Below are 18,725 nucleotides of genomic sequence, written 5' to 3'. Positions count from 1 at the left end.
CGTAACGTAGATTTTTCGTAAAAACACGAATTATCATATTTTAACTATTTTCACTGAAAAGTAAAAAATTTGCATAAGTTTTTATAAAAAAATTGCACAATTAGAAAATAGTATTATATTTGCTATAATTACGAACTAACTTTAATATTAAAAATTATGAACAAGTCTGAATTAATCGACGCAATCGCAAAAGATGCAGGTATCACTAAAGTGGCTGCAAAAGCAGCTTTAGAATCTTTCATTGGTAACGTAACTTCTACTTTAAAGAAAAAAGACGGAAAAGTTTCTTTAGTAGGTTTCGGTACTTTCTCAGTAGCTGAGAGAGCAGCTAGACAAGGGATCAACCCTGCAACTAAAAAACCAATTAAAATTGCTGCTAAAAAAGTTGCTAAATTCAAGGCTGGAGCTGATTTATCAAATGCAGTTTCTGGTGCTAAGAAAAAATAATCATTCAGATTACAAAAATTCAAGACCGTTTCTTAGAAACGGTCTTTTTTATGCCTTATCATTACGGATATTGGATATATATTGAATTATAGACTCCAGATCCTTAATTTCCTAAAACCTCAATATCCTTTTACTTCCTAGACCTTTCTAGAAGGATAAACGGCGTGATTAGAATCAACATAAAACGCCTATAAAAAGCGGATTAGGATCATTAAATTTCGGCAAGTATTTACCTTTAGAATAACTATAAAAAATAAGCGAGCTAAAGCCCGCTTCTATAGAATTTCAATGTTATTATTTCATAGAGACCTCATGATCTTCTATCTTATGGAGCCAGTCGTGAAATCTTCCAGTCCAGATCTTCCAATGTATATACAATCCTGTCATGGAGGCGATTAGGTCTTCCCTGCCAGAATTCAATTTCATAAGGTTTTGCAAGATACCCTCCCCAATGATCAGGTCTTGGAACTTCTGCATTTTCGTATTCTTTCTCCAGATTCTTTAATTTTTCTTCTAAAAATTCACGGTTAGGAATTTCCTGACTCTGTGGAGAAACTGCTGCCCCCAATTGGCTTCCCTTCGGTCTTGAATGAAAATAGCCATCACTTAGATTCTCAGCTACTTTTTCAAGGTTAGCTTTAATAATGATCTGCCGTTCCAGATTAGGCCAGAAGAAGTGCAAACAAGCCTTATGGTTATGTTCTATTGCTTTTCCTTTTTTGCTATTGTAATTGGTATAGAAAATAAATCCTTCATGAGTATATGCCTTCAGTAGTACCATTCTTGTCCTGGGACAACCATCTTCTTCTACTGTAGAAACCGCCATAGCATTAGCTTCTGAGATCATATCACTCTCACTGGCCTCCAAAAACCAATCCCTAAATTGCTCAATTGGATTTTGTTTTATCTCACTTTCAATAAGTTGGGATTTATCATACACTTTTCTTTTATCGTGCAGGTTTTCCATAAATATTTTTTATTAAATTTGAGTATGAATCATTCATACAAAGGTAAAATATTAATCTCGACACCTGACATTTCCGGCGATATTTTTTCCAGATCGGTAGTATTGGTTATTGAACATAACGAAAGCGGAGCTTTTGGTTTGATACTGAACAAAAAGAATAGCCAGATGAGCAGTAAATTCAAAGATTTCTTTGATTTTAAAATCGAGGTATATGATGGTGGTCCTGTGGAAAATGACAAGGTATTTTTCATTGTAAAAGGGAATGAAAAAGTGACTGAGATCTACACTGACATTGCCGATGAATATTACCTTACTGAAGATATAGAACGTATCATCAATGCTGTATTGGCCAATGAACTGGATATTCATAATGTAAAAATATTTTCAGGATATTCTGGATGGGCTCCTAATCAATTGGATAGTGAAGTTCAGAGAAAAATGTGGACGGTAGTAGATGTTTATAATTTAGATTATACTCTTCCAAATGATCAAACTTTATGGAAATCTATCATGCAGAATCTAGGCGGTGAGTTTTTACTTTGGGCCAATTCACCTGAGGATATCTCACTGAATTAAGTATATCTTTTTCAAATCAGTAAAATAATTAACAAATTTTAGGATTTTGTTAACCAATTTTAAAGAAAGTTTTCACGTTCTTTGAAAAACCAAAATTACTGAGATGAAAGGTATTACATTACTTGCTTTATCAATCTTTTCGACCACCTTTTTATCATTTACTCCTCTCAACAAGAAATACATTGTCATAGATGCTGGCCATGGAGGTCATGATCATGGAGCCGTATATGGTAATTTTACTGAAAAAGATATCACCTTAAGTATTGCTAAGGAAATTCAAAAACTTAGTGGAAAACAAGATCAATATGAGGTGATTTTAATAAGAAGTGAAGATACTTATCCCAGCCTTTCTGAAAGAACCAATCTTATTAATAAATTGAACCCGGAAATGGTCATTTCACTTCATGTGAACACTTCACCTGAGGAAGAGACTAAACATGGAGCTGAAATATACGTTCAAAATGCTGAAGAGTCTAAAAAACTGGCTGGAAAAATCTATAAAAAATTCAAAGTTCGTAAAATTGAGGAGCGCAATTTTCATATTTTAAGAGAAACCAAAGCCCCTGCTGTATTGGTAGAACTGGGATTTATCAATAATTCTTCAGACAGAGCTTATATCACCAGTGAAAATGGACAGGCAGAAATCGCAAGAAAATTCGTTGACATCATCAACGGAAATTAAATAAAGAAACAATTTCTGATTTTATCAGAATAAAACCCGGTAAAGGACTTTGTAATGTTGTTGTTTACCGGGTTTGTCAATTTTTATGAGTTAAAACTCTTTTTCCAACTTTCTACCAATTCTGTGAATCGGGAAGTTTCAAAGGTTTTATTCCTTATTTTACCTACAGAAAATATGCCTTTTTCATCAGAAATCATCAGAATCTCTTCTGCTTTCTGAGATTCAAATGCAATAATCTCATGTTCCTGGATATCAGCCAGGTTATTTTTATGTAAGAAAGTAACAAAATTTTCCATTAAAGGAGAAATGTAAGCTCCTTCTGTTTGCTTGGGAACTTTAATAATATTTCCTTCCATAAATAAAAGATTACCAGAAGTAGTACGGGCAATTCTTTTATTAGGATTTAAAAGGATAACATCATCAAGATCATTTTCCTGGGCATAAATTCCACCATAAATATTTTCCGGACAATGTACTCTAATATTACTTAAGAGGTTATTATTCACATTGATTTCCTTGATCATATCCATTTCCAAGGGTCTTTGTTGAACAGCTAGTATATCATCTACCTCTACCACTTCATAAAAGTAGGAAATTGAAGATTTCGCCAATGTTGGAGCATCCTGATTTCTAAATACCTGAAAATTGATAATTCCATTCTGTATTCCTTTACCTTCTATGATATCCTTTTGGAATAGTGACTGGAAAAATTCCAGTGTATAGGTTAAGGGAATATTCATTCTCATCTTTCTCATGGAAGCCATCAGGAAGAAATAGCATTCTTCATCCATGATCAATCCGTTGTTTCTTATAAAGAAAGAAACCTTCACTGCATCGCCCCAAAGAAAGGCTCTATTTTTCACATTTAATGCGTCAGATGTAAAATATTGATTTTCCAAATTTTGATGTGATTTATTTACAAAAAAATAATGAACGATAAATCGTTCATCAGTTTTATCATTTGATATAGGTCTACATTATGCAGCACCTAATTTTATTCTGAGGTTTTCAATAAGATTTTCCCAATACATTGCGTTTTCATCTTCATCACCTTCTTCACAGAAATCTGTAATATTAAGTGCTAAATCTTCTGTAATATCATCTATTGTGATAGTCATTTCAAAGAAGTTTTTCGTTCCTTCATCTTCTTCCCATCTAAAACGCACGAAACCTTCAGGCTTATATCTGATCAAAGTGGCCTTTTCAGCAGGACCTCCGCCCCAGCTAAAAAAGAAATCATCGCCTTTCTCTGTAACCTCATCCGCAAACCATTCAGACAATCCCTCTGCAGTAGCCAGATATTCGTATAAAATCTCTGATAAACAGTGCATTGGAAATTCGTAATGGACTTTATGTTTCGCCATATAATCTTTGTTTTTATCGTCCCGCAATATATAAATTAATTTTTTTATTACACAAAATTGCAGTTACTTTTTTAAAGAATCTGCATGATATTTATCAGAGATTATAAATACGTATTATGTTAAGTATGAACCTATAAAACTACGATGTAAAGCATAAAAAAAATCCCTCCGTTTGGAGAGACTTTATCTTTAATCTTCATTAAGAATATCAAGTATGATCTGACAACCTTTTCTGATTTCATCAAGAGATAAGGTAAGCGGTGGAGAGATTCTCAAATATTCATTTCTGTATAACTGCCAGAAAACAATAAGTCCTCTTTCCATACATTTTTTAGCTACGCCTAATGTATATTCCGGCTCTCCGAGATTAACGGCAAGCATTAATCCTTTACCATTAATATTTTTAATTTTAGGATGAACCAGAAGTTCTCTGAATAGTTTTTCTTTTTCCTCAACTTCTTCCATTAAGCCACTTTCCAGTACTTCTTTCAAAGTAGCATAGCTCGCTGCTGCGATCAGTGGATTTCCTCCAAAAGTAGTAACGTGTCCTAACTTTGGAGAATGAGATAAGGTTTCCATGATTTTTTTGGAACTCATAAATGCTCCTACCGGAACACCCCCTCCCATTCCTTTTCCCATAACAAGAATATCCGGAACAATTCCAAAATGTTCAAATGAGAATAGTTTTCCTGTTCTACCAAATCCAGGTTGGATCTCGTCAAGAATCAAAAGAGCTCCTACTTCTTCACATCTTCTTTCAATTTGATCAGATAATCATCATTCGGAACCAGGAATCCGGCAGCCCCTTGAATAGTTTCAAGAATTACACACGCTGTTTTTTCAGTGATTTTATCAAACTCATTTTCATTATTGAATTCGATAAAAGTAATCATGGGCAATAAGGGACGAAACTCTCTTTTATGATTTTCATTTCCTGAAACACTTAATGCTCCATGGGTATTTCCATGATAAGAATTTTTAAAGGAAATAATTTCTTCTCTCCCCGTATATCTTTTAGCTAATTTCAAGCTTCCATCAATAGCTTCAGCACCACTATTTACCAAATAGGTTACCTCCAAAGGTTCCGGAGTTGCTTCTGCCAGTAATTTACATAATGCTATGGGTTTTTCCTGAGCATATTCTCCGTACACCATTACGTGAAGATATTTATCGGCTTGCTCCTTGATCGCATTGACTATTTTTGGATGTGAATGCCCTAAGGTATTGGCGGAAACTCCTGCTACAAAATCAAGATATTTTCTTCCATCTGTGCCATAAATATAATTCCCTTCTGCTTTTTCAACTTCAAAACCTGCAGCAAATTTTGTGGTTTGTGCCTGGTATATAAAAAAATCTTTGTGCATTTCCATTGTCTCAAAAAATTTCAGCAAAGCTATAAAAGATTCAGCAAATGCCGAAATTATTGGTAAAGAATAAAAAAGTCACTCTTAGTACATTAAGAGTGACTTTCAATTGAAATATTAAGGTTTGTTTTATCTTATAATACTTTTTCTACAGTTACATAGCTGTCTGTCGTTACGGTATAAGCTGTAGTTCCTCCTACTTCAGAAATAGCATCCAGAGTAATATACTGTCCCTGAACAGCATACACTGAAATATCTAAACTGATCTTTCGATTGGTTCCGTCAAAATTAACGGTATCTTCCAATAATTGAAACCTTTTCACATCATTCAGATATAAACTGGCTCCCAATCTGTTACTAAAAGATCCTGCTGGTCCTGTAAAATTAAGATTCAGATTAATTCTATACAATCCAGTTTGCCTAATATACAACCGGTTAAGATTGGCTCCTGTTGTTGGAACATTTGTTTTAAGCTTTAATGGATCTGCAAGAAAATTGGACTTATCAATAGTACTATTGATAGGTAAAAAAACAGAACCAGTAGTGGTTGAAACAGAATTCAGCTGAAATCTTGAAATATTGTCAGATTCTATTTCAAAAGCTTTGCTCCATACCAAACCATCAAAGACCATGACCTCACCTGTGCTTTTAACAAACAAAAGCATTCCTCTCAACTCTTCTATTCTTGTTGCTGGAGCACTTGCTCCCGTATAAGGAAGGTCTATTGCTGTATTTACCGCCGGAAGTCCAAAACCTTTTACACCAGTTGCTTCACTGGTATTGGTAATATACATCATTACTTTATCATTTCCACTGGCATTAGAGTCCGGATTAGAGATATTGGTGAAATTCACCTGTGCACTGTAAATATTGATTGCCAATAAAGACAGTCCGAATAAATATTTTTTCATCTTAATAAGCTTTAATTAAACGTGCTGCGAGGTAAGAATTGATTGAATTAGGATCGGTACCATAAGCCGCCAGTGAACCTCCTGATCCACCAATGGTTCTGATAGTAGGGATAACTCTTAGCTCTGCTCCTACTGGTAATGAAAGAGTATGGGCAAAACTGCATGTCTTATTTCCATTGGTATCAATAACAAATATGAGGGAATAGTTTGACTTGGTAACGATGGTTTCCCATGCTCCGCCAGAAGTATATCTAACTTGTAATGTTAATTTAAACTCTGTAACCCCAACCTGGGCACCAAGAGATCCGCCGGTAAAGCCTAAAGCAGCACCTACATCATAGATTCCTGCTAGTTTTATTGTTACAGTACTTGCATTTTTTAAGGTAAGATTATCCACAAGAACTTCACTTTTATCATCAGGAGCTAAATAAACAGCAGAACCTGTTGAGAGGCATATTCCTAAACCGAAAGCAATACAAGGGATTGAAATTCCTGAAGAAATTCCCAGTCTTGAGCCTTTAAACTGATATATTCCCTGAATTTGCCTTGCAGGATTCCAAGCATAACCATCATATTTATAATATTGATCGTCACTTTTATTGTAAATAAGTCCTCCCACTAGGTTGGGATAATCGTTAAATACATCTGTTACTCCGGCGTTATATTGTGGAAATGAGGTAAAGCTATTGGAATAAGGAAGTATGGTACCTTTAGTTCCATCCATAACTTTTACAATATTTTTTGTGCTGTAGATGTTGCCACCAATACCAACTTGAGCGTATAGAAAATATTGGCTAAAAAGCGCTATAATTATTAATGTAACCTTTTTCATCTTATTGCATATTTATTTTTTCAACAATAATATCTGATATAGAATTTCCAGTCGTGTTCATGGCAAAAAACATATTATTTCCCAAACAACCACCTACCAGCATAGTCTGGTTACCATAAAACCTTAGCCTTGCTCTGTCATTCACATTAAAAACGCCTACATAAGTAAATGCAAGCGACTGGCCTACATCTATAGATCCAACGGGTATTGAGCCTAATGAAAGTAATCCGCCTGTAGTATTACTTACTGTATTATTAACAGGCTTCCATGTTGTTCCATTGTCGGAACTAACTTCTAAATTCAGTCTGGAATACAAGTTGGTAGACGCTCCAATGCAAGTAGGAGTTCCTACATTAATTGCACCACTTTTAAATGATACTTTATAAAGCCCTCTTGTTTTAAAGTTGATGACATTACTTGTTGTACTTAATAAGTCTACATCGGTTGAAATTTCATTCAGTGCTGGTATTCCTGTAGTAAAAGGGACATCTACTGCAGCGCACTGTTGATTAGATCCAAGAATACAGTTTGGGAATGGCAAAAGCACACACGGATCACACGTCGTAGTAACGGTAGCATTTCTTATAAAACGAGCCATTTTATTATTCTTCATGGTGGTTACAATAGGATCTGAAATTTTCCAACTTGTTCCATCATTCTGAACAACACTTCCTGTTTCACGATTAAAGATAACGGAACCTTGTGTTCCATCTCCTGTTGTACCAGTTAATGAGACAGGCAATACTGATGCCGTATTCGCTCTGGGTAATCTGGTTGCATAATCATCTTGCTTTACGTGCAATTGAGCTCGAACGTCTGGCTGAAAGCCCGCAGTCTTGGAAATACCAACTTGCGCACTGATCTTTATATTACAAACAATAAAGATCAAGATAATAAATTCTAATTTCATATTGTCATTTTTAGATTGGCTTGACCTATTAAATGTATAAAATATTACAATTCATAATTATGCCTATATAAAAAAAATAATAACTCAAAAATATTTGAATAAATACAATCAATAAAATTAGCTGCACTGAAAGGAAAAACCATTATTTAAAACAGAAAAAAAAAATTAAAAATCAAAGACCATAAGAAGGATTATTTCACTTTCTCATGTAATTTTTCATCGAAAAAAAATCACTATTTATAGATATAAAAATTACATTTCCTACATTTTGTGTATAAAATGATTTCCGATGTTGGTTGTGACGAGAACAAAAAAATATATTAACAATATTTCCAACAAACAGTTAACACAATGATAATCAATTAAATAAAAAAATATTCCTTAAATATATTTTTTATTCATTATATAAATTAATTGCAAAAAAATCAATAACAACTCAAATAAATCACATTTAAATGAGATAAAACACAAAACTATCAATGTTTTAATTGATTTGTTTGTATTCATAAAAAGAGGTTCTGTTTAACCAAAACCTAGCTGATCATTTTTTTAAACTCCATTCTTGTCACTTTTATTTTTAAAAAATACACTTAGCTATTATCCCAACTATTCAGCTTTATCATTATAAGCCAATTCATCGTTATATTTTCACTAAACATCAAGATACGCAGCATTATTTTTAGTTTTTAAAAGGAATTATAAAACAGACCGCAAAATTGACATTATTTAACATACCCTTTTCTACAGATCTGAAGATTTATCACATACTTTAGAGATATTAAAAACAACACATTATGAAAAGTCTATTTTTTCTCATTGCATTCATCTGCAGTATTACAACAGTAAAATCTCAATGGAATCCTGATCTCAATCAAAACCTAAAAGTAATAGATATTGATTCCGAAGTTTATGCATTTTCAGCTTCCATGAATAATGGGAAAACCTATGTAGCCTATTGGAAAAAAGTAAATGCACCACAAAATTTTGAACTATGGCTCCAGATCCTGGATCAGAATGGTAACAGGCAATTAGGAGCCAATGGTATCTTGCTCAGCAACCAGATTCCTATGTCTACGTATATTGCTGTACATGGAATAGCTGTTGATTCTTCCAACAATCTATACCTTGGAGTTACAGGTACAGAACTACCAATCCTGGCTATGTATTTAAGATAACGCCAATGGGAACTTCAGCATGGCCCAATGGTATTACACTTGGTGAAGCCACTTTTCCTAAAATTCTTCCTTTAACCAATGGGGATATTCTGGCAGCATATGCTCCCATTAGTGAAAAATACACAAAAGTTCAGCGCTTTAATCCAAACGGACAGGCAGTCTGGCCTACTCCACTGGAAATAAAATCTGATGATCTTACCAAAGAAACGATACCTGTAAATGTATTAGAGTTACCCAACAATGAGTGTATTGTATTATTCAATAAAAGTATAGGAGGTATTGATGCTAAATTGTTTGCTCAAAAGATCAATCTGAACGGCAATATTGTATGGAGTACTCCTAGATTGATTTCAACAAAAACAACTTCTGTAACTTCCGATTATAGCAGCTTCACAGACGGAAACTCTGTATATTGTGCATTTATAGGATCAGATAGTAATGCGTTATATGGTTATGTACAAAGAGTAAATGTTGATGGAAGTCTGCCCTGGGGAAATGATGGAATGAAATTTACCACAGATTCCTCAAATTATCAGGTAGATATAAAAATAGCTTCTTCACCGGGTTCATCTCATCTCTGGGCTATTTCCAGTTATACGGATTCCAGCCAGGGAATGCGTGGAGAATTCGTTCAAAAATTTGATAAAAACATGGGGACCAGGCTTCTAACGGATGCTGCTAAACAGGTTTTTCCGGTAGATAACAATCATATGCACCATGTAGGAGATCTAGATCTGGTAAATGGCAATCCTTTTTTCGTCATTCAGAAAAAAACAGATACCAATTCTAATACTTTATCTGCTGTATTACTGAACAACAATGGAGATTTCAGTTGGCCACAGCAATCTCTTCCCATGGCAACCTTCTCGGCATCTAAAACTTATATCACAACCCTTAAGCCTTTTAATGGGCAAAATGTTATCACTTTTCAGGAAAGAAGTCTACAGATTCTACCAGCAGTATCTATGCACAAAACCTGGTATTGCCTAATCTTTCTACACGGGAGGTAAAAAACAACAAAGAAGCGGTAGTTCTATTTCCTAATCCTGCAACAAGCATGATCAATATAAAAGGCAGTAAAGATCAGAAATACGAAATCTATAATGCAGCTGGTCAGCTGGTACAATCTGGAAGTAGTAAGGAAAATTCCATTCCTATACATAATTTGTCAAAAGGTGTTTATATTCTGAAAACTGCTAATCAAAATAAATACCCTTTCATTAAAGAATAGAAACTACCATGTTTCCATCAAAAAAGAACCGCTGTAATAAGCGGTTCTCTTTGTATTATTTTCTTGTTCTCTTAGGTTTCTTAGCCTCTTCCTTGGCTTGCTCTTTCTCTATAGCTTCCTGAGCCTGATTATAAAGTTCATTGTCTGATGAATACTTTATTTCTTCATAATTCGGACTATCCACCAAAATATCCTGCCATTTTCTGATCCTATCTTTCGTATTCCAGTTAAAATCAGGGAACTTTCTTTTTGCAGGTTCTATCTTACTCATTGGGTAGGTGTCTGAAGTAGATCCAATACTGCATGAGATAATCTGTAAAGCCCTTTCCTCAAATAAAGCCCCTATAATACCGCAGGCTGAAAGGGTAATCCCAATTCTTTCTGGTTTTTGGGTTTCTTTATTTACATCATCTACATAAGCGATAGACTGCGCATTTCCTACAACCCGTGCTTCTTTAATATCATTATTTTCATAATAAACCGTCATAAATTTCCCTTTCACCTGATTGAACTCATCTTTCAAGGTTAAAGAATCAACTTTACTGATGGCAAATGCATTTCCTATGACTTTTAGAGAGTCTATATTCTCTGTTTTAGTATTAAAATAAGCTTCCACCTTATCACCTGTCACCTGCTTTTCTCCACTCCACAAAATAGGTTTTGTAAACATATGCATCACCCCATCCGTTTCGTTAAAAGAAATGGAATCGGCTCTTCCCTGTGCATTGGATTTATAGATTCTTGCCTTTCTATAAGCTCTTAAAAAGCTCTTTTTTATTCTGATATCTAGGGAGTCCGGTTTTTGGAAAGATATAATTTTCTCTGCTGCAAAATACGCGGTATCTTTTTCCATAAGTTTGACAGCATAAGGGTTTTTGGTCATCATAGAAGAATCTTTTTTCTCAAAAATTTCTCCATATCCTCCTTTTATATACCTTCTTTCTTTAGGATCATCCAGCGTTACATTTCCAGTTGCTTTACCAAAACCTGTGATTTGATTAAAATACATATCATCACCAGTAAGGATTTTATCGTTATAAAAGATCTTGGAATTTTTATTCAGGAAAGCTTCCTTAGTTTCCATTCTATACGTTCCTCTTTCTGTATACACCCTGTTTTTAGGATTGGCTCTGTTGGTAATCGTAGTTGGACCGAAAAATTCTGCTACTTTCGTATTCTGATTCTGCTTAATATTAACGCCTTCAATGATGTATTGAGCGTTATCGATTTTCACATTACCTATAAAGTCAATCATTTTGGTATTGAGGAAATAGGTTGCAGATTTTGTATACATTACATTTCCCTGGCTATCGGAAATGGTCCCTCCTGTATTAAAATAGGCTTGATTGGCAAGTCTGTCATAATACAGAACGTCTGTTTTGATCGTTTGTTTCGGATCTGTAAGGACAACATTCTTACGGGCAACACCTTTTTGAGTATTACCATCATATTCCATTTCTCCTGCAGTGATTACTGAACCATCAGCATTTTGAAGTTTTGTATTGCCTATTGCTTTTACGAAATTCTCATCACTATAGATAATTACTTCATCCGCAGTAAGTACAGAACCTTTGTGTTCGATCTGAACATTTCCAATAAAATATTGGTTCCCGTCATATTTGGCCGGGTCTTTTCTAATTTCATCCGCATGGATAATTTTCACTTTATCTTCTGGTTTCAGCTGTTTGGGCTGGGCTGATGAAGGAGTCTGTAAATAAGGGTCTCTCTTCACAGGAGTTTTATCCTGCGCCAAACTGAACGCAGAAATAAAGATGAACAGAAAAAGGATTATTCTCATTAATTAGTCATTCTTAGTGCCATAAAAATATAGCGAATGAGAATCAATTTTTACGCCAAATGCTTCTTCTATGGCTTCTTTGATTCCTTGGATTCTTGGGTCACAGAATTCAATAATTTCTTCGATTTCTTTATCAGAGTCTTTTTTGTAGATCACCAGGTGATCATGTTGTTTGTCAAAATAAGACTTCTCATAAGATGAAGAGGTTAGTGTCTTTTCTCCAAACTGATGTTTACGAATTAATCCGGCATCCAGGAAAATCTCAATAGTATTATAAATCGTTGCTTTAGAAACATGATATTTCTTCTGCATCATCAGAAGATACAGATCATCAACATTAAAGTGATGATCCATATTATAAATTTCTTCTAATATCGTATATCTTTCAGGTGTGTTTCTAAACCCCTTTTCTAATAGGTAGTTTCTTAAAACATCCTTGATCAAAGCTATATTTTTTTCTTTTTGTATTGTATCCATTAAAAAAATTATCTACAAATTTATCGATTTTTATTTAAATAGATAGTATGGTTTAAATGCTCTGAGAGCTAGGAGTTATGTCTAAAGTACCCAGATTGTTCAATTTTATTGTCATAAACAGTAAGTTCTGTAATGGGGGCAGATTCTACTTCTACGTTGTGAGAGGATACTCCCCAAGCCTTAAAGTCATCACTTCCGATATACTTCACAAAGTTGTAAATATTAAGGGTAATCTTCTGTTTAACAGTTAAAAGTATATCGTTGATATAGGTGTTATCTATGATCACATATTTCAAATCCGGTGGTATATCATGAGCTCTTAAAGATGGATGGCTACTTCTTGAAGGAATGGTCCCGTCTGCCATAAGGTCTCTCAATACCATATTGAAATAATCATTGATTCTCCTATCTACTTTAAATCCTAAAAGGAAATTGATCTTATAAACAGTTCCGGGTAAGATTTCATCTACCGTATATTTGAATGTATATGGATCTTCCTGATTGACAATGCTCAGGATAAAATAATGATCAGCTCTTTTTGGCTGTTTCTTGATGATAGAATAAATAATTTTCGATTCTACTTCATCATTTCTTTTGGCTCTGCTCAGATAAGCAAGGTTTGTAGCGTATTTAGGAATGGTTTCATCCAGTTTCATATCCTTAAGGATAGAGATGTATTTATCAATTTTTACATATTGGATAAAATTCGCTTTAATCAATCTTCCGTTATACCATGCATACATACACACGGCAATAAATCCGCCTAATACCATGGTTAACCACCCTCCGTCTACAAACTTAATGACGTTGGCATAGAAGAATCCTGATTCCAGGAACAGATATACCACGGCAAAACCGGCAATAAAAATCTTACTTACTCTTGTACGGCTCAGCCAGAATAAGAGAAGAATGGTAGTCATCAACATGGTAATGGTAATCGTAAGTCCATAAGCGGCTTCCATACGTTCTGATTTCTGGAAGAATACGACCACAACAAAGCAGAAACCATCAATCCCCAGTTAATTCTAGGAATATACATCTGCCCTTTAATCCCTGAAGGATACTCAATATGCTGATTCGGCCAGAAAGAGATAGACATTGCTTCTGAGAACATGGTAAATGATCCTGTAATAACCGCCTGACTGGCAATGATTGCTGCTGCAGTAGCTAGAATTACACTTGGTAAAACTGCCCATTCAGGCATAATTCCAAAGAATGGATTCACTCCGTTATGTACTTGATGATAATTATCCAACAACCATGACCCTTGCCCCAAATAGTTCAGAATAAGCATAAGTTTAACAAAAATCCAGCTGATTCTGATATTCTTTGCTCCACAGTGTCCTAAATCGGAATATAGAGCTTCTGCACCTGTTGTACACAGAAACACAGCTCCCATAATCACAATAGCACTGGATGAGTGCGTAATCAGGTTATACGCATACATTGGATTGAAAGCTCTAATGATCTCAATATGATCAAAAATATGCATTGATCCGGAAATCCCTAAAACAAGGAACCAGGTCACCATCACCGGCCCGAAGAACTTCCCAATGGATGCTGTTCCGAACTGCTGTACGACAAATACAATGAATAGAATGATTATGGTAATGAGAACTACCGGAGTTTCTGGGTTATAGATTTTTAACCCTTCAATTGCAGACATCACCGTTAAGGATGGGGTGATTACACTATCTGCTACGAGCGTGGATGCTCCAATAATGGCGACTACATACAGCCATTTTTTCTTGAGTTTTTTGACGAGTGAATACAAAGCAAGAATTCCTCCTTCACCCTTATTATCTGCTCTTAAAGCAATAATAACATACTTCAGGGTGGTCTGAAGCGTCAATGTCCAGATGATACAGGATAATGCTCCTTCGATGTATTCATCAAACGGCATTGTTGCGCCATCTTTTCTTGCGTTCACAATCGCCTTCATTACATAGAGTGGTGAGGTACCAATATCTCCGAAAACGATTCCAAGCGAAACTATAACGCCTACAAATGAAAGCTTCTTTAAGTCAAAGTGATGACCGCCTTCTGTAACTTCTGCCATATCAGCCAATTTATTTTTAAAAGCGCAAATTTATATCAATTTTATGACCCCAAGAACTTTTCTTCATGAATATAATAAATGAAAAAACTTCCTTTCGGAAGTTTTTTTCTATTATAGTTACTTAACGTACATCGCTTTTTTGATTTCCTCTTTTACTTTTTCAAGCTTAGGGAACCATTCTGCAAATAATGCAGCAGAGTAAGGTGCAGGTGCATCAGGAGTCGTAATTCTCTTGATTGGAGCATCTAAATAATCGAATGCTTTTTGCTGTACCATGTATGTAATTTCAGAAGATATTGATCCAAATGGCCAAGCTTCTTCTAAGATTACTAATCTATTTGTTTTCTTTACAGATGCTAAAATAGTATCGAAATCTAAAGGACGAACTGTTCTAAGGTCAATCACTTCAACAGAGATTCCTTCTTTTTCCATATCTTCAGCTGCCTGCATTGCCAATTTCATGATCTTACCAAAAGAAACTAAAGTTACATCTTTACCTTCTCTTTTAATATCAGCTTTTCCTAATGGTAAATAGTATTCTTCTTCAGGAATTTCCATTTTATCACCATACATCTGCTCAGATTCCATGAAAATAACAGGGTCATTATCCTGAATTGCAGTTTTCAACAATCCTTTTGCATCATATGGATTGGAAGGTACTACCACCTTAAGTCCCGGACAGTTGGCAAACCAACCCTCAAAAGCCTGAGAGTGAGTAGCTCCTAATTGTCCTGCAGAAGCAGTAGGCCCACGGAAAACGATTGGGCAATTCCATTGTCCACCACTCATCTGACGGATCTTCGCAGCATTATTAATGATTTGATCAATTCCTACCAAAGAGAAATTGAAGGTCATAAATTCTACGATGGGTCTGTTTCCATTCATTGCAGCTCCTACAGAAATCCCTGTAAATCCAAGTTCTGCAATCGGTGTATCGATCACTCTTTTTGGACCAAATTCATCCAGCATTCCTTTTGAAGCTTTATATGCACCATTATATTCTGCAACTTCCTCCCCCATCAGGTAGATGGACTCGTCTTTACGCATTTCCTCGCTCATTGCCTGTGCAATTACCTCACGAAAAGTATATTCTGCCATATTTTCTTGAAAAATTTAGACTACAAAAATAGTGTTTTTTTATTATACACATAATAAAAAGGCATCTCATTTGAACAAGATCATTCAATATTAATAATAATTCAAGAGAGGATTTTTACGGGAAAGGAAGCTAGAGGCTGGAAGAGGGAGGTTATTGATGTTTGAAAGAATAAATAGACATCCTTTCATTGATTTTTTTTGCTGGCAAAAATATCATAAAGCATACAAAAGTTTCAAGTTTCTCAAGTTCGCTACTCATATTCTATAAGTGGAGAGATCTTATTTTCGTTACATCCTTTTCAAAAAAAAATGACATCTCATTTCTGAAATGTCATTTTAAAATTCTATTTAAACTTATATTAATTAGCCTTCTCCCAAACCTGGGTTCTTCCTAATAATGATAATCCCAAATACCCTCTTACATTAAGTTTATCACCACTTTTTGTAATGGTACACTTGTAAGTCTTTCCTGTTTTAGGATCTGTGATATTACCTCCTGTAAATTCATCACCTTCTTTTTTCAGACCTCTGATGATTTCCATTCCTAAAATAGGTTTCCCTTTTCTTTCATCTTTACAAGCTGTACAGTTTGGATCAGCCGGTTTGATCAATAGCTGGGAAACTTTCCCATAATACTTTCCGTCTGACTTCTTGAATATTTCCACAATAGATTTCGCCTGCTTGGTTTCATCATCTATTGTTTTCCACTTTCCTTCTATCTGAGCAAAGGTCATCACTCCAAATAGAGAAAGTGCGAACGTTAACATTATTTTTTTCATATTTCTATAGTTTTAATTTTAATACAATATACTTTTCTATGTATTGATAAAAATATAAATTAATTCTTAACGAACAAAAACTTTTATTATACAAAGCATAAAAGAGTTTATAAATAGATTTACTTATTGAAGTTTCCTATTAATTACTCTATCCATATAATCCTGATACCAAGCTTTTGCAGTTTGTTTTCCTTGTTCTACTTCAGGAGTTTTTAGCTGGCCTACCAGATTCTTTTCAAGAGCGAGATCGGATTTATCATATACTCCTACAATATCCTTACCATCAAATCGGTAAATATAATTTCCAATAATAAACTGTTCATTATTTCCATCTGAGTTTACCATGATTCCAGGATATTTTTTATCACTTACCAGACTTCTGCCCCAGCTTCTGATAGGTTTATTGTATCCGATTAAATCAGCAAGTGTTGGATAAATATCTATTTGCTGAGCAATTTCGGAGTTTTCTCCTTTAAGCTGGTATGCCGGATTTGGAGAATAGAAAATTAAAGGTACCGCAAAACGATTCATAGCTTTTTCATATTCAGGATAATAAATCTGATTGGTATGATCTCCTGTAAAAACAAAAATCGTATTGTTGAACCAAGGTTCTTTTTTAGCAGTTTCAAAATATTTTTTAATGGCATAATCCGTATACTGAATAGGTTCATGCATTTCTATTTTTCCTTTCTTAAATTTCCCCTGATATTTTTCCGGAATTTTAAATGGATGGTGCGAAGACGCTGTAAACACAGTGGTCATGAAAGGTTGCTTCTTTCCAACATTTTTAGCAAAATACTGAAGAAATGGCTCATCCCAAATGGCCCACATTCCATCAAAATCTTCATCATGATTATATTCTGTTTTACCAAAATAATGTTTAAACCCTAAGATATTCCCAAATCCAAGAAATCCCATAGAGCCATTTGGTGCTCCGTGATAAAAAGAGGTATCATAACCCAGCTCATTACAAACCGAAACTATAGACTGAATCTTCTGATTGGAATAGGGAGACCCCGTAAAAGCATCGGTAAGACTCGGAATTCCTGCCAACACGCTACTCATCCCATGAATAGATTGTCTTCCATTGGCAAAGCATTCGGGAAAATAAGACTCTGAGAAGCCAGACTATCCATGAATGGTGTATAGGAAACATAATCTTTAATATTTTTATCTTTATTAAAGGCTCCGGAATACTCTCTTCCAAATGATTCTACAATAAAAATCACAATATTGGGGCGGTTTTCTACCTTTCTGTCATACACTTTATAAGGATATATATTGTCTTCAATATATTTTTCATCTACAAAATGAACTTCCTTGAAATTATTTGTATTTAAAGTTCTGAAGAATGAGAATGTACTATTAAGAACTAAATTTCCTTGCAATGGATTTGTTACAAAACGGGTTGCATCTACCATATTAATAGGCCTTGTACTATGTTTAAAATCTCCTCTAATACCCCCTACAACTAAAACTACGGTAATGCATAAAGTAACAATGGAAGATAAAAAATAAGGAAGCAACTGAGCGGGTTTTGTTTCCTCAACCTTCACTCTTTTGTAAAGGAAAACCCATAATCCCATTAAAATGATAAACCAAATCAGTACAAAAGGGTGCTGCCCTATTGAGATCATCAAAGTCTGAGAGACATTAGATTCATGTTCTGCTACCTGAAATACGGCTGATGTAAGTCTGGACTGAGAAAACTTATAATAAATAAAGTCTCCAAAGTTCATTCCATACGCTAATCCATTAGTCAAAAAATAAATCCAGAAAAGAACTTTCTGAAACCCTTTCTTTGTATTAATGACCAATGGCAAAAGACTCAATAATATAAATAATGCATTGACATACAAAATAGCCGTAGTATCGAAGGCTGTCCCATGATATGCAAGCTTAAGATACTCTGAAACAGAATCTACTTTAATCAGATCCTTATTAAAGTACCAGAATAAAAGTCTTGCAATCTGATAAAAAAAATAGGCTAAAAAAATTCTGTAAAGCAGTGCCAGAACTTCCTGTTTTCTAAATCCTTTTAAAAATTTCATGGGG

The 18,725-nt window shown here is 34.6% G+C and carries 17 protein-coding genes and 3 pseudogenes; 6 read left to right on the top strand and 14 right to left on the bottom strand.

Annotated elements, in window-relative coordinates; all coding sequences use genetic code 11:
• Positions 1–156 precede the first annotated feature (156 nt).
• Positions 157–447: an HU family DNA-binding protein gene (locus QWZ06_RS04560; protein ID WP_027379880.1), complete on the top strand. Its 291-nt coding sequence runs from the start codon at positions 157–159 to the stop codon at positions 445–447.
• A gap of 325 nt (positions 448–772) precedes the next feature.
• Here QWZ06_RS04560 and pdxH read toward each other — a convergent pair whose 3' ends face one another.
• Complete coding sequence (gene pdxH / locus QWZ06_RS04555; RefSeq protein WP_290295994.1) at positions 773–1,414, bottom strand: pyridoxamine 5'-phosphate oxidase; 642 nt, start codon at positions 1,412–1,414, stop codon at positions 773–775.
• A 24-nt stretch (positions 1,415–1,438) separates the two neighbouring features.
• Here pdxH and QWZ06_RS04550 point away from each other — a divergent pair, with 24 nt between their 5' ends.
• Together QWZ06_RS04550 and QWZ06_RS04545 are read left to right on the top strand one after the other, a co-directional pair.
• Positions 1,439–1,990 (top strand): YqgE/AlgH family protein, encoded by a 552-nt coding sequence (locus QWZ06_RS04550; protein WP_290295992.1) that lies wholly within the window; start codon positions 1,439–1,441, stop codon positions 1,988–1,990.
• Positions 1,991–2,093: 103 nt separating this feature from the next.
• The gene (locus tag QWZ06_RS04545) at positions 2,094–2,672 is read left to right on the top strand and encodes an N-acetylmuramoyl-L-alanine amidase family protein (protein ID WP_290295989.1); all 579 of its coding nucleotides are present in this window, start codon (positions 2,094–2,096) and stop codon (positions 2,670–2,672) included.
• An 83-nt stretch (positions 2,673–2,755) separates the two neighbouring features.
• On the opposite strand, the gene QWZ06_RS04540 is transcribed toward QWZ06_RS04545, so the two are convergent.
• From QWZ06_RS04540 to QWZ06_RS04515, 6 genes and pseudogenes are all read right to left on the bottom strand, one after another.
• Positions 2,756–3,571 (bottom strand): aminotransferase class IV, encoded by an 816-nt coding sequence (locus QWZ06_RS04540; RefSeq protein WP_290295988.1) that lies wholly within the window; start codon positions 3,569–3,571, stop codon positions 2,756–2,758.
• A 78-nt stretch (positions 3,572–3,649) separates the two neighbouring features.
• Positions 3,650–4,036, bottom strand: a complete 387-nt coding sequence (locus tag QWZ06_RS04535; protein WP_089737601.1) for an START-like domain-containing protein — start codon at positions 4,034–4,036, stop codon at positions 3,650–3,652.
• 189 nt (positions 4,037–4,225) lie between these two features.
• Positions 4,226–5,400: pseudogene (locus QWZ06_RS04530) on the bottom strand (aspartate aminotransferase family protein).
• A 134-nt stretch (positions 5,401–5,534) separates the two neighbouring features.
• Positions 5,535–6,311 (bottom strand): hypothetical protein, encoded by a 777-nt coding sequence (locus tag QWZ06_RS04525; RefSeq protein WP_290295983.1) that lies wholly within the window; start codon positions 6,309–6,311, stop codon positions 5,535–5,537.
• A gap of 1 nt (position 6,312) precedes the next feature.
• Positions 6,313–7,035: a hypothetical protein gene (locus QWZ06_RS04520; RefSeq protein ID WP_290295981.1), complete on the bottom strand. Its 723-nt coding sequence runs from the start codon at positions 7,033–7,035 to the stop codon at positions 6,313–6,315.
• Positions 7,036–7,144: 109 nt separating this feature from the next.
• The gene (locus QWZ06_RS04515; RefSeq protein WP_290295979.1) at positions 7,145–8,053 is read right to left on the bottom strand and encodes a hypothetical protein; all 909 of its coding nucleotides are present in this window, start codon (positions 8,051–8,053) and stop codon (positions 7,145–7,147) included.
• Positions 8,054–8,847: 794 nt separating this feature from the next.
• Here QWZ06_RS04515 and QWZ06_RS04510 point away from each other — a divergent pair.
• From QWZ06_RS04510 to QWZ06_RS04500, 3 genes are read left to right on the top strand one after another with little or no spacing between them, the layout of a single operon-like run.
• Positions 8,848–9,228, top strand: a complete 381-nt coding sequence (locus QWZ06_RS04510) for a hypothetical protein (protein WP_290295977.1) — start codon at positions 8,848–8,850, stop codon at positions 9,226–9,228.
• Between the two features lie 5 nt (positions 9,229–9,233).
• Positions 9,234–10,238, top strand: coding sequence for a hypothetical protein (locus QWZ06_RS04505; RefSeq protein WP_290295975.1), 1,005 nt, complete (start codon positions 9,234–9,236; stop codon positions 10,236–10,238).
• Positions 10,211–10,459, top strand: coding sequence for a T9SS type A sorting domain-containing protein (locus tag QWZ06_RS04500; protein WP_290295974.1), 249 nt, complete (start codon positions 10,211–10,213; stop codon positions 10,457–10,459). The genes QWZ06_RS04505 and QWZ06_RS04500 overlap by 28 nt, the downstream gene beginning before the upstream one ends.
• A 55-nt stretch (positions 10,460–10,514) precedes the next feature.
• Here the strand turns inward: QWZ06_RS04500 and QWZ06_RS04495 are convergent, their stop codons facing one another.
• The 7 genes and pseudogenes from QWZ06_RS04495 to QWZ06_RS04470 all read right to left on the bottom strand — a co-directional run bounded on the left by QWZ06_RS04495 (position 10,515) and on the right by QWZ06_RS04470 (position 18,721).
• Positions 10,515–12,257 carry an OstA-like protein gene (locus QWZ06_RS04495; protein WP_290295973.1) on the bottom strand — a complete coding sequence of 581 codons (1,743 nt, stop codon included), beginning with the start codon at positions 12,255–12,257 and terminating at the stop codon, positions 10,515–10,517.
• A gap of 3 nt (positions 12,258–12,260) precedes the next feature.
• Positions 12,261–12,734: a Fur family transcriptional regulator gene (locus QWZ06_RS04490; RefSeq protein WP_002976876.1), complete on the bottom strand. Its 474-nt coding sequence runs from the start codon at positions 12,732–12,734 to the stop codon at positions 12,261–12,263.
• 68 nt (positions 12,735–12,802) lie between these two features.
• Complete coding sequence (locus QWZ06_RS28135; RefSeq protein WP_435384136.1) at positions 12,803–13,390, bottom strand: KUP/HAK/KT family potassium transporter; 588 nt, start codon at positions 13,388–13,390, stop codon at positions 12,803–12,805.
• Between the two features lie 123 nt (positions 13,391–13,513).
• A pseudogene (locus QWZ06_RS28130) lies at positions 13,514–14,676 on the bottom strand (KUP/HAK/KT family potassium transporter); the annotation flags it as partial.
• A gap of 234 nt (positions 14,677–14,910) precedes the next feature.
• Positions 14,911–15,891 carry a pyruvate dehydrogenase complex E1 component subunit beta gene (locus QWZ06_RS04480; protein WP_290295971.1) on the bottom strand — a complete coding sequence of 327 codons (981 nt, stop codon included), beginning with the start codon at positions 15,889–15,891 and terminating at the stop codon, positions 14,911–14,913.
• 359 nt (positions 15,892–16,250) lie between these two features.
• A complete protein-coding gene (locus tag QWZ06_RS04475; protein WP_290295970.1) occupies positions 16,251–16,670 on the bottom strand; it encodes a DUF2147 domain-containing protein in 420 nt (139 codons plus the stop codon).
• 123 nt (positions 16,671–16,793) lie between these two features.
• A pseudogene (locus tag QWZ06_RS04470) lies at positions 16,794–18,721 on the bottom strand (LTA synthase family protein).
• Positions 18,722–18,725 lie beyond the last annotated feature (4 nt).

The sequence above is a fragment of the Chryseobacterium tructae genome (genome assembly GCF_030409875.1).
Classification (GTDB): domain Bacteria; phylum Bacteroidota; class Bacteroidia; order Flavobacteriales; family Weeksellaceae; genus Chryseobacterium; species Chryseobacterium tructae.
The sequence above is the reverse complement of the archived record's forward strand: the minus strand, read 5'-3'. Positions and strand labels throughout refer to the sequence as shown.